Raw genomic sequence first — 18976 nt, forward strand, 5'->3', positions numbered from 1 at the left:
GGATGCTTCCAAAGGCTGATCTTCACATACATACCACGTGTTCGGATGGAAAAATGACGCCATCCGAAGCAGTGGAATTGGCTTCAGAAAAAAAATTGGCCTGTTTGTCAATTACAGATCATGATACCTATCAGGCATATGGGGAGGCGAAAGAAAAAGCGGAAGAGCTGGGAATTGAATTAATTACCGGGGTTGAGATCACCTCTACCATAGGTGATAAGGAAGCACACATTCTAGCATATAATTTTGATCCGGATACCAATTATTTGGAAGATTTTCTAAGATCCCAAAAAAAAGCCCGGAGAGAACGAATAAAGGGAATCATTGAGACGGTGAAAAAGTCGGGGGTTGATGTAGATTTTGATGAAGTTTGGGCAGAAGCTAATGGCGCCAACATTGGACGCCCCCATTTGGCACGAGTATTGATGCAAAAAGGATATGTAAGTTCTCACAAAGAAGCTTTTATTCGTTATCTAAGCAATCAAAAATTGGGCTCTATTGAGAATACGTACCCTGATTATCGTGAAGTGATTGACATTATCGAAAATGTAGGTGGGGCTAGCGTTATAGCACATCCGGGAAAGCTGTATTCCGAAGATGAGATACGTAAATTTATAGATGCAGGCATTGATGGCATTGAGTGCATTCATCCAAGCCATAATTTCAGTTTGCAAAAAAAATATACCGAATTGTGCGAGTCTGAGAACTTGCTAATGACCGGTGGCAGCGACTCTCATGATTACAAAGAAGCCGGTTATACCAATGTTGGAATTGTAACCATTGCGTACAAATATGTAGAACGGTTACTCAGAATGACCGAACAGCGAAAGAATATTATCGAAATTAAAGAATGATATGGCATACGAATTGATCGAAGGAGATACAAAACCCGGTAAAGTGAAAATTGGAATTGTGGTTTCGAGGTGGAACTCCATGATCACCGAAAAAATGTTGGAAGGAGCATTAAAAGCTTTGAAAGGTAATGGTATAGATGAAGGCGATATCACGGTAGTGAGATGCCCGGGTTCTTATGAAATTCCTCTGGCTGTTCAGAAAGTATTGGAACACAGAGATGTAGCTGGCGTGATCGCTTTGGGAGTAGTGATACGCGGCGGAACTCCACATTTTGAATATGTTTGTGATGCCGTGAACCGGGGTATCACAGATTTGATCATAAAACATAATAAACCGGTAGCATTTGGAGTTCTTACTACCGATGACGTTAAACAAGCGCTGGACAGAGCCGGTGAAAAAGGGAACAAAGGTGGTGAAGCCGCATTGGCTTTGCTTGAAATGATCTCAATGGAACAAAAACTATCGTCTTGACTCTTATAAACGGCTTGATAAAGGACGATCAAAGCTCTAATTTTCAAAGCTTCAAAAATAGCCCTAAAAACATTTGAAAGAGCTCACTTTAACAAAGACAAAACAGACGGACAAAGATAAACGGCATCAGGAAAACCTGAAAAGTGCCGGAGAAATTCCTGTCCATATTGCAATAATAATGGATGGCAACGGCCGCTGGGCCAAAAGTAAAGGAAGTATCCGTCTGCATGGTCATAAAGTTGGAGTCGATTCCGTAAGGGATATAACTGAATCCTGTGCTCAGCTGGGTGTTAAATATCTTACCCTTTATGCGTTCTCAACAGAGAATTGGGGAAGGCCCTCTACTGAAGTACGCGGGTTAATGAAGTTATTGGTTTCTTCTCTTCGGAAAGAAGTAGACAATCTGAATAAGAATGATATCCGGTTAACTACCATAGGACAGATGGACCGTTTTCCAAAAGATTGTCAAACTGAACTTCAGGAAGCTGTTGAGCTGACCAAAGACAACGAAAGGTTGGAACTCTGCCTGGCGTTGAGTTATTCAGGTCGATGGGATATTACCGAAGCCGTTAAGAAAATAGCTCGTCACGTTAACGAGGGACGGTTAGATCCCGAACTTATCAACGACCAAATGATCGGAGATCACCTTTCAACCGCCGATATCCCGGATCCGGATTTGATTATTCGAACCAGCGGAGAATACCGGATCAGTAACTTTTTGCTATGGCAGTTGGCCTATTCTGAACTTTATATTACCAAAACCTACTGGCCGGATTTTAGAAGAGATGAACTCTATGAAGCCATTCGTTCCTACCAGCAAAGAGACCGTCGTTTTGGAAAACTTTCTCCACAAAAAGACGAAAACAGCATTTCATCTCGTTTACTGAACAAAAAATCTTAAGCACTTAACCAAAAGGCACGTTGTTACTTTTGAAAAGACTATTTATTGCCACTCTTATAACACTTGGATGCACCTCATTTCTTACTCAAGCCCAGGATGTTGAAATAACCGATCCAACATCGTTGACTCCTGCCGAGTACACCATTACGAAGGTGGAAGTACAGGGTAATGAACGGACGCGCGGCCAGTTTATCATTAATGCGAGTTCGCTGACGGAAGGCAGTACCATCGTATATCCCGGTGATCAGATCTCCAGAGCGGTGGAAAGGCTGTACAATTCCGGATTATTTTCTGACATCAAAGTATATATTACACAGCGTACCGGCAGTGAAATACAGTTTTTGATAGAGGTTACGGAACAACCACGTATTCTTGAATACAAACTGAAGGGGATCAAGCGTTCGGAAAGACGTGATTTGCGGGATCTTTTGGTAATCACCCCGGGCTCCGTTATAACCGATGCCACCAAAGGACAAGCCATAAACACCATAAAGCGGTTTTATCGGGAGAAAGGTTTTTGGTTTACTGAAGTAGAAGTATCCACAGAAGAGGTGGAAGACGTTGAGGATCGCCTGCGGCTGATCTTTGACATTGATGCCGGAGAGAGATTAGAGATCAAAGACATTGAATTTAAAGGCAATGAAAGCTTCTCTGACCGAAAGCTTCGTAAGAACCTGAAGCCGGTTAAGGAAGATGCCTGGTGGAAAATATTTGGAAAGAAGGTATACAAAGAGGACGAGTACGAAGAAGGAACGCAAAGTCTGCTGGATTTCTATCGTAAGAATGGATATGCGGACGTTCGTATCGTAAAAGATTCTATCTATACAAAAGAATTCAACGGACTTTTCAAGGATAAGGAAGGCCTCAAGTTGGTTTTGAATATCGAAGAAGGGCCTCAGTATAAGGTTCGAAATATTACTTGGGAAGGGAATACCGTATATAATGATGAGCAGCTTACAGCTTCATTGGGTTTCGAGAAAGGGGATATTTTCAACGAACAAAAATTTGAGCAGAATACATCGATAAACAAGGATAATTCTGATATCATGAGTCTTTATCAAAATATCGGATACTTGTTCTTCCAGGCTGTCCCCACCATTGAAAAAGTAGCCGATGATTCTTTAGATATTCATTTTGATATTTACGAAGATGAGATCGCAACTATACAGCAAGTTAATTTTGTGGGGAATACCAGAACCCATGATGATGTAGTTCGCAGAACGCTCAGAACTACCCCTGGCAATACTTACAGTAGAGATGCTATCATCCGTTCGGTTCGGGAATTAAGTCAGTTAGGCTTTTTTGATCCGCAGAATATTGAGCCGGATCTGGTTCCGGATCAGCAAAATAAGACGGTAGATATCACGTACCGACTGGACGATACTCAGAGCACCAGTAATTTTGAGTTCTCCGGAGGTTATGGAGGTACCAGTATTGGCGTGATTCTTTCAGCGCGGGTAAATTTCAATAATTTTTCTTTAAAAAGAGCTTTTGAGAAAGGAGGATGGACTCCGATACCAACCGGAGACGGTCAAAAATTATCTTTGGGCGTACAGGTTACCGGAACAGGTTATCAAAGCTACAGTTTTGGATTTCAGGAACCATGGTTCCGGGGAAAACCTACTTCCGTAGGATTTAATGTGTCTTATAACTTATTGAACTATCGGGGTGTCAATGAAAGAAATGAGTTATTCTCCAGTTCTGTCTCAATGGGTAAATACCTGAAATGGCCGGATGATTTCTTCTCCACACAAACGGTAGTTGGTTATCAGCTTTATAATGTCTCGGGTACAGAAGCTTATTTCGCTGAAGGATCTTCCAATTTGTTGAGTATCAAGCAGGTTCTGGAAAGAAATTCTCTTGATAATCCGATGTTACCGAATTCGGGCTCCAAATTTACGCTTTCATTCGAAGCGGCACCGCCAATGCCAAGTTTCTCGGAATTCTACAAGATCCGTACCGAATACCAAAACCATACGCCATTGGTGGATAAATTGGTACTTACCAGTCAGGTGCAATATGGATACATTGGATATTTCACCAAGAACAAGCGCACCGATCTTAACAAATTCCTTTTGGGGGGAACGCAACTGCAACAGCGGCAGAGTTTCTTATACGATAATATCGATCTAAGAGGGTATCCGGGATCCACCATTCAAAGTATAGCTCCAATTGTTGATGGAGAAAAGGTAGGGGGTACCATGTTTAGCAAGTACTCATTAGAATTAAGATATCCTGCAGTATCTAACGAGCAAGTTCAAATAATTCCTTATACTTTTGCAGATGCAGGTAATTCCTACCTCGATTTTAATACGTTCGATCCTTTCAAGGTAAAGCGGTCGGTTGGTTTTGGTCTTCGCTTGTATTTACCGGTGTTAGGTTTGGTTGATTTAAGCTATGGATATCGGCTTGATGGTGTAGACGTGCCTAATACCAACAATGATGTCATGCCGGGTAACTGGGAATTCTTATTCAACATAGGTTCACCATTCTAATGAAATCTCGTATCTCATATTTAACAGTTGCAATTTTATTGATAGGTTTGAGTACTCTTTCTGCTCAGGATCAAAAGATCGGATTTTATGAGTCTGATTTTATTTTAGAGCAGATCCCGGAATATCAGGGTATACAGCAACAACTTGATTTGCTTAGCAGTCAGTGGAAAGAACAGGTGACCGGGCTTGAACAGGAAATCAAAGAGCTCGAGGAAGATTATGAAGCCAAGGAAATACTTTATACCGAGGAGATACGTAAACAAAGACAGCAGGAAATAGCCCAAAAGAAACAAGAAAAAGAGCGTTTTCTTGCTCAGAAGTTTGGTCCTGAAGGGGAATATTTTTCTACCCAGCGAGAATTGTTAGAACCTATACAACGCCAAGTTTATACGGCTGTACGCGCAGTAGCTGAAGAACAAAACTTTGATTTTGTTTTCGACCGCTCAGGTGACATTTACATGGTTTACGCCAATAACGAGTACAATCTCAATGAAGATATTTTACTGGAATTGGGAATAGAGTTGGAAAACCAATAATAATTGAATTCACAACGTATTATTAAACAAAAACCTAAGTAACAACTAATGAAGAAACTAACGGCAATTGTCCTTTTTATAAGTGTATTTTCAATACAGGACGCATTTGCACAAGTAAAAATAGGATATACCAATCCGGCTCGAATACTGAGCCAGCTTCCACAAGTTCAAGAAGTAGATCAACAGATCCAGGCGCTTATCGAGCAGCGGGATCAGGAACTTGGTGAAAGAGCTTCCCAATTACAACAGGAGTTTGCAAATTACGAGCAGGCCATGTCTGCCCTCTCTCAACAGGAGCGTTCTTCTCGGGAGGCTGAATTGATGGAAAAAAACCAGCAATTTGAGCAACAGCGTGAAGGAATGATGAATGAGATCCGGCAAAAGAGAAGTGAACTCATGGCTCCTATCATCGAACAGATGAACACAGCGATGCAAGAGGTTGCCGAAGAAATGGGACTGGATCTTATTTTGAATGAGGGTACATCCTATGGAGATTCTATTATCTTCTTTGCCGAAAGCGAAAGCCTTGATGTAACCGACGAAATTTTAGCAAAACTAAACTAAATTATAGCTCACTAAAAAAGATACGATGAAGAAATTAAGCCTATTACTGATTTCCTTTTTTATTGCTTTTTCAACAATAAATGTTGCGAAAGCTCAACAAGAAATGAAAATTGGATTTATTAATCCGCAAGCCGTTTTAGCAAAAATGCCGGAAATGGCAGCTATCCAAAAAAGATTGCAAAATTTTGCAGAACAGAAACAACAGGAATTGTTACAACAAGAACAAAACCTGCAAGCTGCTGTTTCTGAATATGAGCAAAAAGCCGGTGTTAGAACCGAGGAAGCTAACCAACGTGAGCAGGAAAGACTGGCTCAGATGCAACAAGATTTGATGACTGCCCAGCAAGAAGCGGAAGCGGCCCTGCAACAACGTCGCCAGGAGTTATTAAGCCCGATGTTCACACAGATTGGCTCAGCTATTGACGCCGTTGCCAAAGAAATGGGACTTACGTATGTACTTAATACGACCACCTCAAGTGGCGATCAGATCATTTTGTATGCATCACAGGAATATCAGGAGAAATATGATATTACCGACGAAGTAATGCAGGAATTGGGAGTTTTTAACTAAAAAAGCTCAATCTGCTGAAAGGATTTTAAAAGCCGTTCAATTTTTATTGAGCGGCTTTTTTTATTTCACATTTTTCTTTCGATTTCGGATATAATCTTCAAAAATATATCCTCCCAAATTATCCAATGAAGCAAAATACGCCTTACCCTTATTGGCTTCAGTCATCTCTCGTACAAAACTTTGCAAGTAAGGATCCTGAGCAATCATAAATGTGGTGATCGTAATTTGATCGCGCCTACATTTTACGGCTTCATCCAGTACCTTATTTACGATCTTCCGATCCAGCCCAAAGCTGTTTTTATACAATCTTCCATTTTCAAGCATACAGGAAGGTTTTCCATCGGTGATCATAAAGATCTGCTTATTGGCGTATTTCTTTCGCTGCAGAATGTGTCGCGCTACTTCAAGGCCTTGTTTGGTATTGGTATGATAGGGGCCAACTTTGAGATAGGGCAGATCATCTACCGAAATTTGCCAGGCTTCGTTTCCAAACGCCACAATATCAAGGGAATCCTTGGCATAATTATTCATGATCAGTTCCGAAAGGGCCATTGCGACTTTCTTGGCTGGTGTGATCCGGTCTTCGCCGTAAAGGATCATAGAGTGGCTCAGGTCAATGAGTAATACGGTAGCTACGGATGTATAATGATCAGTCTCATACACTTCAAGGTCATCTTCCTGCAGATTAAAGGCATCCAATGAACTGTGATTGAGCATGTTCAGCATGGTGCCAACACTGTCGATCTGCCCGATATCATCACCGGGATTCCATTTTCGGGTTTCAGGCTGCTTCTCAAGTCCTTTCCCGGTGTGGGGTGTTTTATGTGATCCCAATCCCCCTTTTTCCAGGTTCTTAAAGATCTCTTCAAGAGACCGCTTTCTGAGGCTGCGTTCCGTCTTCTTTGTCATTCTCAGATTCTCACCTGCTTCCTCTTTTTGGATATATCCCCGCTCCTGAAGCTCTTCGATAAAATCACTCAGGGAATACCCGTCTTCAAATTGGTCGGTGATACTATATTCCTGATCTAATTCAGCAAGCCACTTCAATGCCTGAGAAACATCGCCGCTGGAAATGGTTAGAAGCTGCTGAAACAGGTCCCATAAAGTATCGAAGGGAGATCTGCCCTTGTTTTTTGCGAAGCGCTCATCCCACTCAAAATATCTGAAATCCATAGTGTCCTTTTTCTCTTTATATAGTCAAATACTTAAGAAGATAAATCAGTTCCATTATCTCAGAAAAGAATGAATTAGATAAATATCTTTAGCCATCTAAATTGAAGGATATGAAAAAAGATAAAATTAAAGACCGCCTAAAGTTTGAGCGCCAGCTCTGGAAAGAAGGCTATGCGCGGGTGATGGGGTTGGATGAAGTAGGCAGAGGTTGTTTGGCCGGTCCTGTGGTGGCCGCAGGGGTTGTATTTAAGCCCAATACGGATATACCCGAAATTCGGGACAGTAAGATCATAAAAGAAGAAGAGCGACTGGAATTGGCTGATTTCATAAAAAGTGAGGCATTATTCTGGACGATACAAGAGGGAAGCCTTTCGGAGATCAATGAACTGAATATTTTGTGGGCATCGTTGGAAACCATGCAGAAATGTGTGGATGCTGTATCTGAACCTCCTGAATACCTCTTAGTTGATGGAAACCGGTATATAAACTCGTTGATACCGTTTACATGCTTAGTAAAAGGAGACGACAGGTCTATGAGTATTGCGGCAGCCTCGATTTTAGCCAAGGTATATCGTGATGAGTTGATGCGGTCGCTGCACGATGAATTCCCGGAATATGGTTGGGATTCGAATGTAGGTTATCCTACGGCCGTTCATAAAAAAGCTCTCAAAAAACATGGCTACACCAAGTATCATCGCACCTCTTTCAATCTTGGTACGGAAAAATTGCGAAGTGAGTAAAGCTATATCGCTATCCCGGATATCCTCCACCGCCTCCGATGTAATCCCGAAGTGAATTGATCTCTGTTTTTTGGTTAGCGATCACCGTTTTTACAACGTCCCCAATTGAAATCACGCCTACAACCTGCTCATTATCAATTACGGGCAAATGGCGGATCTTTTTGTCGGTCATAAGTTGCATGCACAAATTTACCGAATCATTGGATTGCACCCGGATCACTTTTTCAGTCATAATGTCCTTGACTTGGGTTTCTTTTGAGGTACGTCCTTTCAGGATCACTTTGTTTCGATAGTCTCGTTCAGAAATGATACCGACTAATTGATGGTCTTCCATCACCAGAAGGGCTCCCACATTATACTCGGCCATTTTAGCGATCGCATTATACACGGTTTCGCTTGGTTTAACCGAAAATATATCCCTTCCTTTTTGATTTAGAATTTCTTTTACCAGCATAACTCTTCTCCCTGTAATTTGTGATTAGCTTATAGGTAATAAAAGCATTTTTTGGAATTTTGCAAGCATGGGAGAGAGTTTATTTTATCCTGCAACAGCTTCACTTGCCTCGTTCAGCCATTTGAATACGGACTCGAAAGCACGGCTTCTAATCTCTTTTTGAGAGAGAAATACATCGTGGATAGCTCCGGGAATCTCCGAAAAATCAACTTGAGTACCCAACTTAGTACCATAAGATTTTATATGATGTACGTTGAGCACCATATCTGTTTTTAGGATGATGTCATTCCATTTCTTGTAATAACTTGACTGATCTGAATGCAAAATGAGCATGGGGATCTGTATGTTAGAATGCTTATGCAGATATGTTTGTGCTTTATAGATAGCATACACCCACTTAAAATAAGCGGGAAATCCGCGGGGAGGTTTCCAGTTGGTATTGAAGTGCCATTCACCATACTCTTTTTGTAAAATACTGGCACTGTAAAGATGTGAAAGAGGTTTTTTCTGTGATGAATAAGGAGCGAAAAAAGAGATAATGCCTGATGCAGGGAGTAAGATCTTTCGTTGCCATTTTGGTAAATTAAACTGTAAAAAAGGAGAGTTAAGGATCGCTTTGGAGATATTTGTTTTATATCGGCCTTTATTCAAGTAAAAACTTTGAATGAGTCCGCCGGTGCTATGCCCAAGAAAAATGATCTCCTGATCGCTTTCACCTTTTATGATCTCAATTGTATGGTCGATCTCTTCAAAATATTCGGTGAGAGAACGACAATAATTCGGATGCTGATGGGGCAGCAGTGAGCGGCCGTATTTACGAAGATCCAGCCCGTAAAAGTTATACCCATGTTCATGAAGATGAGCCGCCACATGTGCTTGAAAAAAATAATCGTTAAATCCATGTATATATAGTACAGAAGGCCGGTTTGGAATGTTTTTTGGAGAATGTACAACGGTTGCTGTAACGCGTCCCTCGTAGTCTTTTCCCAATTCCAGGGTTTGCTCCCGAAAATCATGTATGTTTAAAGCCATCGTGTCGTGCAGTTTATTCAGTTTCGTATTTTTCTCTCATGAATTGTACAGAAGATCCGATCATCTCTTTCAAAACTTCAACATCAATATCATTCAAAGCGTTGATGTAGAGACATGATTTTCCAGTTTTATGTTTCCCAAGCCTCTCCAGCAATTCCTGATATTTTTCAAAACCGGACATGATATAAAGGCTTATACTTTGTTTTCTGTTGCTGAAGCCTGTCAGCATCCAGTCGCCTTCACGTCCGCTTGCATACTTATAGTGATAACTTCCATAGCCTACAATACTATCACCCCACATGCTACCCGGCTTACCGGTGATATTCTTCATTATTTGATGGATGGTTATACAATCGTTCTTTCGCCCAGGGTCATCAATCTCATTGAGGTAATCATCAACATTTAGGTCATTTTTCTTGGTTTTAAGTTCAGCCATGATTTCTCTCCAATAAATTATAAAGCCAAAAGGTGTCCGGAATTTTCTAAATATAGATAAATGGTGCTGCTTTTCAGTAATAATTTGAGGATTGATGAACATAGTAACTCTAATCTCATTTTACAGGGGTTCGGTGATGGTCTATATATATCTGAGTGAATAAAACCTGATCAACTGCACCGAATTAGTTCTCTTTTAGCACCTCAGCTTGAAGGACATTTTGAGTGTAAAACTATTTTTTCAGCTCATAATGAGTTTGGGATTTTACAAGTTACATACTATATACTCGGTGATGAATAATCCACTCAAAAAATATTTCGGTCCAAGTACACTGGTTGCAGCTGCTTTTATTGGCCCGGGAACAGTAACGGTTTGCACACTCGCTGGGGTTAGATCAGGTTATTCGCTGTTATGGGCTCTTCTTTTTTCTATCCTTGCAACTATTATTCTGCAAGAAATGACGGGCAGGCTTGGCATTGTGACAAGAAAAGGTTTTGGTGAGGCAATCCGTGAAAATCTTGAAAACCCCTTGATTAGAATTGCAGGAGCTCTGCTTGTGCTGAGTGCAATTGTGGTTGGAAATATTGCTTATGAAGGAGGAAATATTTCAGGAGCGGTGTTGGGTTGGGAAGAGTTCTTTATTGGTATTGATATTACGGTAAACGGGGTCACAGTAAGGCTGACTTCAATGCTAATTGGAGCCATAGCTTTCTGGGTGTTATTTACAGGCAATTTTAAGCGTATTGTGATGATCATGACTACATTAGTGGGCATCATGAGTATTGTTTTTGTAACTACGGCCATTGTCATAAAACCGGATATTTTGGAGATGCTCAGAGGAATGTTTCTCCCAACTCCCTCCCCGGATGAGTTGCTTACGGTGATCGCCTTGGTAGGAACTACGGTAGTGCCCTATAATCTATTTCTGCATGCCTCCACGGTACAAGAACGCTATGGGCATGTCTCCCAACTTTCCGAGATGCGTGTGGAAAATACGGTTGGAATTGTTTTGGGAGGCTTGATCTCGATCTGTGTGGTTATTACAAGTGCAGGAGCCGCGGAAGGGCATACGGTCGACATTGCAAGTGCTGCTGATATGGCTGTGCAGTTGGAACCACTTTTAGGGAGCTGGGCGCGAATATTCATGGGTGTAGGATTGTTTGCAGCGGGAATCACCTCAGCAATAACTGCACCACTGGCAGCTGCATTTGCTGCCAAAGGGATACTTGGGTGGAAAGGTGATCTTAAGGATTTAAAATTCCGGTTTATTTGGATCATAGTTCTTGTAAGTGGAGTTTTATTTTCTTCTTTGAGCATAAATCCGGTTCAGCTCATTGAATTCGCTCAAGTGGCAAATGGGATTACATTACCCGTAATAGCTATATTTTTATTATTCATAATGAATAAACCGTTGCTGTTAGGCCCAAACAGAAATACCACCCGCCAAAATATTTTTGGAATCATAGTGATATTGGTTACCCTGTTGGTAGGGTTCAGAAGTTTAAATTCAGTATTTAATTTTCTGTGATTATGATTTCCAAACTCGATATCAATTGCGATCTCGGAGAATTTTATGGCATGTATGATGAACGGAGAGACTCTAAGATCATGCCGTTTATCTCGAGCTGTAATATTGCTTGTGGTTTTCATTCCGGTGATCCGGTAGCCATTCACAAGACGATCAGGCTGGCTTTGGAACATGAGGTAGCGATTGGCGCTCACCCTTCTTACCCTGATCTTCAGGGATTCGGCCGAAGAGTTATGAATCTTAGTACGGATGAATTGGAAGCTTGTGTGCTCTACCAGGTTTCTGCATTAAAAGGGATGACGGAGTCGTTGGGAGGTTGCCTGCACCACGTGAAGCCGCATGGGGCTCTTTACAATCACGCCGCAAAAAATGAAGAAACGGCGATGGGCATTGTCAAAGCCGTGGTGCAGATCAAAGAGGATATGCTTCTGTATGCACCGGCTCATTCAATATTAAGTGAAGTGGCGCAGGATGCCGGTTTAAGGGTTTGTAATGAAGTTTTCGCTGACCGAAGGTATGAAAATGACATGAGCCTAAGATCAAGAAAGCTTGAGGGAGCTGTTTTGCATCAAGAGGAAGAAGTTATAGGACAGATTGCAGGGTTCTTGAAAGGGGAAGTGGTTACGTACGAAGGACTTGACCTGCCCATCAAAGCTGATACGGTTTGCTTGCACAGCGATACAGAAGGAGCGGAGGAGTTAGCTGTGGCAATTCATAAATTCCTGGAAAAGCAAAATGTCGAGATCGTTGCCTGTTAAAAGATCGGGGTGGGAGATTTCTTTTCTGGGAGAACGTGCATTAACTCTTTCTCCGGAATTAAAAGGTGACTGCCTGGCTGACATTCACCGAATTTTTCGTTGTCTTGAAAAGAAGGAGATCCCGGGAGTGATCGACATTGTACCTGCTTACGAACAGATTGCAGTGATATACCGGGACCCAATTCCGGATATTCAACTTCCTGCAAAAGCTATTTTTGAGGCGATTGAAGAAGCCGCAGATCAGGATTTCGAAAGCCGTTTATTTGAAGTTCCGGTTTGTTATGAATTGGGACTGGATTGGGATGAGGTTCAGGATCAGACTTCTCTTTCTAAACAGGAAATTGTTAGGCGACATAGCTCCAAAATATATACCGTGGCAATGATGGGATTTTTGCCGGGTTTTATATATCTGTCAGGTTTGGATAGGGAGCTTAAGTGCAACAGAAAAGAGCATCCAAGAACCAAAATACCGTGTGGAGCTGTGGGGGTAGGTGGTATGCAAACCGGGATCTATGCACTGGAAAGTCCGGGAGGCTGGCAGATCATAGGCCGCACCCCAAAACTCTTTTTTGACGTTCATCAAAACCCTCCGATCGAAATTCAACCCGGTGATAAGATTCGGTTCACCCCGATAAGCAAACAGGAATTTAAAGAGATAGAGTCCTGATGGCATCGTTAACAGTTTTGGATCCGGGATTTTTTACAACCGTGCAGGATAATGGACGCTTTGGATCAAGGAAATTTGGCGTGCCGGTGGGAGGTTCGATGGATTCTTTTGCACGTAGATCGGCTAATTGGTTAGTCGGAAACGACTCTGAAGCCCCTGTGTTGGAAATGACGATCCGGGGAGGAACCTATAAGTTTCATGATGAAGCTTTTATTGGATTAGCCGGAGGTGAAGTAGATATCACCATGAATGGGAGAAAGCAAAAGCAGTACGAAACTCTGGCTGTTAGTTCCGGAGAAGAAGTGCAAATTGGTCGGGTTAAAACCGGTTGTCGCGTTTATATGGCAATAGCCGGCAATTGGGAACTGGATAAAATAATGGGCAGTTTTTCTACTTGTGTGCAAGCCGGATTCGGTGGGTTGGAGGGAAGGAAAGTTAGCAAAGGGGACTGCATAAGCTGGGCATATTCTCATAACATCACCAAAAAGACCATTCCTGAAAACCTGCTGCCATATTTTGGACATTCATATCAGATTCGGATCATTGAAGGCCCCGAATGGGATTGGCTCAATAAAGATGAGCAAGAAGCGTTTTTAAATCTGGATTTTAAGGTTCAGCCCGAAAGTAACAGAATGGGCATAAGGCTTAAATCCAGTACATCGCTCGCATTAAAAAAGGAAAACATGGTGTCTTCACCGGTTTTGCCGGGTATGATTCAGTTGCCTCCGGGTGGCGACCCAATCATCTTGATGAATGATGCACAGTCCGTTGGCGGTTATCCGAGGGTAGCCAAAGTTGTGGATGCCGATCTTTGGAGATTAGGGCAGGTTTGGCCTCCGGCTAAGATCCGTTTTAAACTGATAACCAGAAAAGAGGCCTTAAAATTGAGTGCTTTTCAAGAAAATATTTTATACTCAGGTAAAGACGACATCAAGAAGAATGAAGAATTTTAAAAATTTATCTATAACCGGTTTTTTTCTGTTGATTTCATTACCGGTTATTGCACGGCAGCAGATTCCAGAGCCCGCTCAAATTGAAAGAAAGACATTGACTCCAGAGGAGATCACTCAAATTTGTGAACTTCCTTTTTCTTCTTTTGATGAAAACGAGTTCCAACCTTATCAAAGCTTGAGGAAAAATAAAAGCCCAGGCTATAAAACAGCCACCATCAATGCTGATTATGTAGGAGGATGGCCACAAGAAGCGATAGAAGCATTTGAATATGCCATGGATATTTGGGAAAGTCACGTTACGTCTTCAGTTCCAATACGAGTTGAGGCCAATTGGGTAGCATTAGGAGAATTTACGCTCGGTAGTGCCGGCCCCACACAGTTTCTTCAATTAACTCCGGAAGATGGACAAACGGCATGGTATCCAATCGCATTGGCCAGTTCTGTGAATGGAGTAGATTATGTAGAACAATCTCAGGGCACCGGAGATGAGGTTGATTATGATATTACCGTTAATATGAATGCGAGCTTTCCTGCCTGGTATTTTGGAACAGATGCTCAACCTCCTTCAGGTACATATGATTTTGTAACCGTTGTTTTGCATGAAGTGGGACATGGGCTTGGCTTTACAGGATCCATGAGAGAATCGGGTGGTGGTTCGGCTCAATGGGGATTTGGATTTCCGGTTGCGCCCCTGGTATACGACCTTTTTGTGATTGACGGCCAAGGGAATGAAGTTATAGATCAGTCAGCCTATGGAAATCCTTCTGCCGGGCTGTATGATGCAGTTACTGGGAGGCGCCAGGGACTTTATTTTGCAGGTTTAAAAACCATAGGTGAGTATGATGGACGGCCAACCCCATTATATGCACCAAGGGAATGGGCTCAGGGCTCCAGTTACTCACATCTTGATTATGAGAACTTTACCGGCACTCCCAATGCACTAATGAGGCCTCAAATAAATAGTGCACTTGCTGTCCACAATCCCGGGCCGTTAGTTTGCACAATTTTTGGGGATATGGGATGGCCTCTTGGAGAAGATTGTGCTGCATTAGCCGGAAACGAATCAAAAATTCTGGTTAATAATGATGCGACAATGGAAGGAATTAATTTCGGCGTAACCAACGAAGGAGAATTGTTGCGAAAGATATTTACGATTTCAAACGATGCAAGCGCTTTGGATCCTTTGGTCGCACGTATCTCTGTTTCCGGAGGAGATGAGTTTCGGGTAAATACCGTACAAAGGTTTATTGTGTTGGAACCGGGCGAAAATATTGAAGTTCCAGTAGTTTATCTGCCAAGCTCAAGTGGTAAAAGAACAGCTACTCTGAACGTAACACATAATAGCAGTGAAGTTGCAACTCCACTGAGAATAAAGTTGGAAGGAGAAGCTTTGGAAAGTGGGACAACTTTTTTGTTAGAACAGAATTATCCGAATCCTTTCAATGCCACTACCATGATACCTTATGCACTTTCGACGCAGGCCAATGTAAGGATTGATGTATATGATGTGCTGGGAAGACATGTTCAAACACTGGTGAACGAAGAGCAATCACCGGGAAGGTACAGTCAGCCCTTTAGAGCAGATGGCTTGTCAAGTGGGATGTTTATTTATCGAATAGTCGTTGATGGGAAAAGTGATATAGGAAAATTGCTCTATAGCAAGTAATCCGTCCGGTACTGTTTTTATTGGGTACTTAAATAAGAAATAATTAGGCTTTTTCTTATAAAAGTATTTTTATGCCTGAAGCGTAAAAGCATATCAAAAAAAAAATTGGCTTGCATAAATTTATAGACAAATATCGGCTTTATTTTTCAGCTGCTTTTGGGGTTTTGATCACCGTACTGGTAATTTTGGTGTGGGTAAACAATCAAAAAAAAGTATTCAATGATCAGCTCCAAAAGATCGATGAGACATCAAATCTGATCACTCAGCAGTTTCAAAAAGCCGTGCAAGATAACATTAATATGCTGAGCAATCTTAGGAACAGGATTGAAGTATCGGGGGGAGATTATTTTGAATATTGGGAGTTTGATGCCAACCAGGTTGCGCAACAAGACTCTTCATTTCTGTTTGTAGAGTGGATCGATAGTAAAGGAATCATTCAAAAAGTAGCTCCTGAAGAAGGAAATGAGAAAGCCATTGGACTTGATATTCTTACCCTTGACTACCGGCGGGATGACTGGCTAACCGCAAAAGCAGATTCTTCCATAAATTTCACGCATTGGTTAGAGCTTGTGCAAGGGAATTATGCGTTTTTGGTGGATATACCAATGTATTATGATGGCCAATTCCAGGGTACTTTAACTGCAGGCATCGATATTGAACCGGAATTCGACAATATTATGAGAGGCTTAGGCCAATATCATGTAGAGGTGAAAGATGGGAGAGGGAACACATTTTATACTTCCAAAGATCATGAAAGCCCTGAGTTTTATCCGGAATTAGTGAGAGTTCACAAAATTGAGTTAAGGGGAACCAATTCGGAAAGTTGGGAAGTATCGATCTATCCCAATGAGAATTTTGAATCACAGAGCGCTATCATAGCATCTTATCTGAATCTTGCCTTGGCTCTGGTATTAGGAATAGCAGTTTCTGTTTTGTTCTATTTCATGAGAACAGCCTTTTTAGCACAAAAAAAAGAGCGTCAGGCTAATGAAAAGATCAGAGCTCTCATCGACTCTGCCCCGGTAGCCATTTATGCCATTGATACCGATGGGGTAATACAGGATTTTTGGAATACAGCAGCCGAGAATATGCTGGGTTGGAGCCGGGAAGAGGTGATGGGTAAATTTATGCCCCATGTAGAAGGAGAATGGACGGATCATTTTCATGAACTGATGAAAAAGACATTAGAGGATGGCCTCATTCGGAACAAAGAAATCGTTAGAAACAGAAAAGATGGAACACCTGTTTACTTAAGACTGAATGTGGGAAGGATTGTCAGAGACCGTTCAAATCATCCCTTAATGCTGGCAATTCTTGAAGACATTACGAAAGAAAAAGAATATCAGCAGCAGCTTGAAAACTCCGTGCAAGAGAAAGAGGTTTTATTATCTGAAATTCATCACCGTGTTAAAAACAACCTGGCTATCATTGCCGGACTGATTGAACTCCAGAATGCTGAGATCGAAAATCCGGAGATCAAAGAGATCCTAAGCGAAACGCAAAACCGGATCTACTCCATATCGGGAGTGCATGAGTTGCTGTATAACACCGATAACTTCACCGATATTACGTTCGAGGAATATGCTGAAAAACTGATCGATCGCATCCAATCCATGTTCCAAAAAGAAAGCCGTGATATTGAGATCACGTATGACTTTGGAAATATACAACTGAATATAAATCAAGCCATTCCACTGGGACTGTTACTGAATGAATTGATCACCAATACTTTTAAACATGCTTTTGGCAACAGAAATTCAGGTAAGATCGGGGTCAACTTCGAACAAATAGGTCAAAAAGTTCAGGTTACTTACAAAGATAACGGTTCCGGTTTTGATAGTACCTTGTTTTCGGATTCGAAGACTTTAGGAGTGACGCTGATCAAAACCCTGATCGAACAATTAGAGGCTGAATATTCATTAGAGTCTGAAGATGGGTTTTTATTCAGGTTTTCTTTTTATCTGAAAAACGATGATACAAGAAGAGGGGCTTACTCAAACATGTAATAGATAAGAACAAAGATTTAGAATGATCATCTTTTAAAAAAATTACTAAAATAAGCTTAGTAAAAACATAATTTTATTAAGCTTTTTGTACCCGAGAGAGAACATAAGATGTGTCATTTCCTTTAGTATATTACAAATAACTATTCATCGTGAGGGTAAAACCTACGTTTACTTAAGTCTTCTCCTTTCCTATCAAAAAAGTTCTTAGCAATACGTTTCGAAAGTAAAAAGAATAAAGCCAAGCCTATGGCTATTTGATCTGTTCCGTAGGGTGTACACAAGGAGGGAGAAATGCACAGAATACTATTACTTATAATTTCAGTGATGCTTGTATATGGATGTGGAGACAAGAATTCAATTTCAAATGCAGATCAGGATGAAAGAGCCGGAGGGGTCGCCTTCACGTTTAAGAGCAGCAAAGAAAAAGTGAGTCCTGGATACCCAGAACCAACCAATGTTCGTGTTTTTATTCGGAGGTATGAGGCAGATTATTTGAGGTTCAAAGCTATAGTTGATGTTGAAGTACCAACTGATACAACTATAATCATGACTGTACCAGCGTCTGATTTCCGTTATCAGATCGATGCTATCTCTTATTTAGATTCTTCAGCTTATAGCTTTAAACCTATTTACAAGTACGATCAGGTCACAGGGGTTACAGTAGTACCTGATAGTATCACACAGGTCACTCTGACATTGGAGCCCGTATTACCATTTATTATGATTCCTGATACGGTAATACTGGATAAATTCTTTAATATAGATGCAAGCCTTGGATTATTTAGAAGACCTACAAATAAAAATTTTATTCAAGGCTCTGTTTATCTAAAACATGAAGCACGGTATATAAACAGTTTTACTAATGAAGGTGCAGATCAATACGGTCCATATGGTACTACCACACAATGTTATTGGGGTTTAACCCTATCAGATTATGCCAATAAATTTGAATATTTTCAGATCATTGTTCATCTAAGCGGCGAAGATTTCTACTTTGATGATGAGAGCAATGATTCATTTGTTTGGAACTACCCTAACCCCTACGTAGCTGACACTATTAAAACATTTGTGAAGGCCCCGGATGGAGGGATAGGAGTAGAAGTACTCTATTGACTTGGTCTGGTCTTTAGTAGTGAAATAGCATGTGTCTGCGCACAGGATCAGGCACTC

19 protein-coding genes are annotated in these 18976 nt (G+C 41.3%); 15 read left to right on the top strand and 4 right to left on the bottom strand.

The genetic code is table 11. From position 1 onward, the window contains the following. The first annotated feature begins 2 nt into the window (after positions 1-2). The 7 genes from B151_RS0101045 to B151_RS0101075 all read left to right on the top strand — a co-directional run bounded on the left by B151_RS0101045 (position 3) and on the right by B151_RS0101075 (position 6393). A complete protein-coding gene (locus B151_RS0101045) occupies positions 3-854 on the top strand; it encodes a PHP domain-containing protein (RefSeq protein WP_020401730.1) in 852 nt (283 codons plus the stop codon). Position 855: 1 nt separating this feature from the next. Continuing rightward, positions 856-1326, top strand: a complete 471-nt coding sequence (gene ribH / locus B151_RS0101050) for a 6,7-dimethyl-8-ribityllumazine synthase (protein ID WP_020401731.1) — start codon at positions 856-858, stop codon at positions 1324-1326. Between the two features lie 73 nt (positions 1327-1399). Further along, the gene (locus B151_RS0101055) at positions 1400-2227 is read left to right on the top strand and encodes an undecaprenyl pyrophosphate synthase (RefSeq protein WP_020401732.1); all 828 of its coding nucleotides are present in this window, start codon (positions 1400-1402) and stop codon (positions 2225-2227) included. A 29-nt stretch (positions 2228-2256) separates the two neighbouring features. Then, a complete protein-coding gene (gene bamA, locus B151_RS0101060; protein ID WP_245550333.1) occupies positions 2257-4722 on the top strand; it encodes an outer membrane protein assembly factor BamA in 2466 nt (821 codons plus the stop codon). After that, entirely contained in the window at positions 4722-5258 is a 537-nt protein-coding gene (locus B151_RS0101065; RefSeq protein ID WP_020401734.1) for an OmpH/Skp family outer membrane protein, read from the top strand. Before bamA ends, B151_RS0101065 begins: the two co-directional genes overlap by 1 nt. 48 nt (positions 5259-5306) lie before the next feature. After that, positions 5307-5822, top strand: coding sequence for an OmpH/Skp family outer membrane protein (locus B151_RS0101070; protein ID WP_020401735.1), 516 nt, complete (start codon positions 5307-5309; stop codon positions 5820-5822). 25 nt (positions 5823-5847) lie between these two features. Next, positions 5848-6393: an OmpH/Skp family outer membrane protein gene (locus B151_RS0101075; protein ID WP_020401736.1), complete on the top strand. Its 546-nt coding sequence runs from the start codon at positions 5848-5850 to the stop codon at positions 6391-6393. 60 nt (positions 6394-6453) lie between these two features. Here the strand turns inward: B151_RS0101075 and B151_RS0101080 are convergent, their stop codons facing one another. Beyond that, positions 6454-7566, bottom strand: a complete 1113-nt coding sequence (locus B151_RS0101080; protein WP_020401737.1) for a vWA domain-containing protein — start codon at positions 7564-7566, stop codon at positions 6454-6456. A 110-nt stretch (positions 7567-7676) separates the two neighbouring features. Here B151_RS0101080 and B151_RS0101085 point away from each other — a divergent pair, with 110 nt between their 5' ends. Then, on the top strand, positions 7677-8306 hold the full coding sequence (locus tag B151_RS0101085; protein WP_020401738.1) for a ribonuclease HII: 630 nt from the start codon (positions 7677-7679) through the stop codon (positions 8304-8306). A 10-nt stretch (positions 8307-8316) separates the two neighbouring features. On the opposite strand, the gene B151_RS0101090 is transcribed toward B151_RS0101085, so the two are convergent. From B151_RS0101090 to B151_RS0101100, 3 genes are all read right to left on the bottom strand, one after another. Then, positions 8317-8760, bottom strand: a complete 444-nt coding sequence (locus B151_RS0101090) for a CBS domain-containing protein (protein WP_020401739.1) — start codon at positions 8758-8760, stop codon at positions 8317-8319. A gap of 84 nt (positions 8761-8844) precedes the next feature. Beyond that, the gene (locus B151_RS0101095; RefSeq protein WP_020401740.1) at positions 8845-9792 is read right to left on the bottom strand and encodes an alpha/beta hydrolase; all 948 of its coding nucleotides are present in this window, start codon (positions 9790-9792) and stop codon (positions 8845-8847) included. Positions 9793-9805: 13 nt separating this feature from the next. Beyond that, positions 9806-10228: a DUF1801 domain-containing protein gene (locus B151_RS0101100; RefSeq protein WP_026166407.1), complete on the bottom strand. Its 423-nt coding sequence runs from the start codon at positions 10226-10228 to the stop codon at positions 9806-9808. 292 nt (positions 10229-10520) lie between these two features. On the opposite strand from B151_RS0101100, the gene B151_RS0101105 reads away from it, so the two are divergent. The 7 genes from B151_RS0101105 to B151_RS0101135 all read left to right on the top strand — a co-directional run bounded on the left by B151_RS0101105 (position 10521) and on the right by B151_RS0101135 (position 18919). Next, positions 10521-11756 carry an Nramp family divalent metal transporter gene (locus tag B151_RS0101105; protein WP_026166408.1) on the top strand — a complete coding sequence of 412 codons (1236 nt, stop codon included), beginning with the start codon at positions 10521-10523 and terminating at the stop codon, positions 11754-11756. A 2-nt stretch (positions 11757-11758) separates the two neighbouring features. Further along, on the top strand, positions 11759-12514 hold the full coding sequence (locus tag B151_RS0101110; RefSeq protein WP_020401743.1) for a 5-oxoprolinase subunit PxpA: 756 nt from the start codon (positions 11759-11761) through the stop codon (positions 12512-12514). Then, positions 12492-13181 (top strand): 5-oxoprolinase subunit PxpB, encoded by a 690-nt coding sequence (gene pxpB, locus B151_RS0101115; RefSeq protein WP_051069683.1) that lies wholly within the window; start codon positions 12492-12494, stop codon positions 13179-13181. Before B151_RS0101110 ends, pxpB begins: the two co-directional genes overlap by 23 nt. Continuing rightward, positions 13181-14134: a 5-oxoprolinase subunit C family protein gene (locus B151_RS17625; RefSeq protein WP_020401745.1), complete on the top strand. Its 954-nt coding sequence runs from the start codon at positions 13181-13183 to the stop codon at positions 14132-14134. The genes pxpB and B151_RS17625 overlap by 1 nt, the downstream gene beginning before the upstream one ends. Further along, positions 14121-15800: a T9SS type A sorting domain-containing protein gene (locus B151_RS0101125; RefSeq protein ID WP_020401746.1), complete on the top strand. Its 1680-nt coding sequence runs from the start codon at positions 14121-14123 to the stop codon at positions 15798-15800. The genes B151_RS17625 and B151_RS0101125 overlap by 14 nt, the downstream gene beginning before the upstream one ends. Before the next feature lie 110 nt (positions 15801-15910). After that, positions 15911-17806 carry a histidine kinase dimerization/phosphoacceptor domain -containing protein gene (locus B151_RS0101130; protein WP_020401747.1) on the top strand — a complete coding sequence of 632 codons (1896 nt, stop codon included), beginning with the start codon at positions 15911-15913 and terminating at the stop codon, positions 17804-17806. A 291-nt stretch (positions 17807-18097) separates the two neighbouring features. After that, positions 18098-18919 (top strand): hypothetical protein, encoded by an 822-nt coding sequence (locus tag B151_RS0101135; protein WP_157470632.1) that lies wholly within the window; start codon positions 18098-18100, stop codon positions 18917-18919. The last annotated feature ends 57 nt before the right edge of the window (positions 18920-18976 follow it).

The organism is Gracilimonas tropica DSM 19535 (assembly GCF_000375425.1).
GTDB classification, from domain to species: domain Bacteria; phylum Bacteroidota; class Rhodothermia; order Balneolales; family Balneolaceae; genus Gracilimonas; species Gracilimonas tropica.

Bases quoted from the DNA above. Each gene is read 5' to 3' on its own strand.
- B151_RS0101070 (WP_020401735.1), top strand. From the start codon at position 5,307: ATGAAGAAACTAACGGCAATTGTCCTTTTTATAAGTGTATTTTCAATA.
- B151_RS0101125 (WP_020401746.1), top strand. From the start codon at position 14,121: ATGAAGAATTTTAAAAATTTATCTATAACCGGTTTTTTTCTGTTGATT.
- B151_RS0101075 (WP_020401736.1), top strand. From the start codon at position 5,848: ATGAAGAAATTAAGCCTATTACTGATTTCCTTTTTTATTGCTTTTTCA.
- B151_RS0101100 (WP_026166407.1), bottom strand. From the start codon at position 10,228: ATGGCTGAACTTAAAACCAAGAAAAATGACCTAAATGTTGATGATTAC.
- B151_RS0101080 (WP_020401737.1), bottom strand. From the start codon at position 7,566: ATGGATTTCAGATATTTTGAGTGGGATGAGCGCTTCGCAAAAAACAAG.
- B151_RS0101135 (WP_157470632.1), top strand. From the start codon at position 18,098: ATGCACAGAATACTATTACTTATAATTTCAGTGATGCTTGTATATGGA.
- B151_RS0101090 (WP_020401739.1), bottom strand. From the start codon at position 8,760: ATGCTGGTAAAAGAAATTCTAAATCAAAAAGGAAGGGATATATTTTCG.
- B151_RS0101095 (WP_020401740.1), bottom strand. From the start codon at position 9,792: ATGGCTTTAAACATACATGATTTTCGGGAGCAAACCCTGGAATTGGGA.
- B151_RS17625 (WP_020401745.1), top strand. From the start codon at position 13,181: ATGGCATCGTTAACAGTTTTGGATCCGGGATTTTTTACAACCGTGCAG.
- pxpB (WP_051069683.1), top strand. From the start codon at position 12,492: ATGTCGAGATCGTTGCCTGTTAAAAGATCGGGGTGGGAGATTTCTTTT.
- B151_RS0101110 (WP_020401743.1), top strand. From the start codon at position 11,759: ATGATTTCCAAACTCGATATCAATTGCGATCTCGGAGAATTTTATGGC.
- B151_RS0101045 (WP_020401730.1), top strand. From the start codon at position 3: ATGCTTCCAAAGGCTGATCTTCACATACATACCACGTGTTCGGATGGA.
- B151_RS0101105 (WP_026166408.1), top strand. From the start codon at position 10,521: ATGAATAATCCACTCAAAAAATATTTCGGTCCAAGTACACTGGTTGCA.
- B151_RS0101065 (WP_020401734.1), top strand. From the start codon at position 4,722: ATGAAATCTCGTATCTCATATTTAACAGTTGCAATTTTATTGATAGGT.
- ribH (WP_020401731.1), top strand. From the start codon at position 856: ATGGCATACGAATTGATCGAAGGAGATACAAAACCCGGTAAAGTGAAA.
- B151_RS0101085 (WP_020401738.1), top strand. From the start codon at position 7,677: ATGAAAAAAGATAAAATTAAAGACCGCCTAAAGTTTGAGCGCCAGCTC.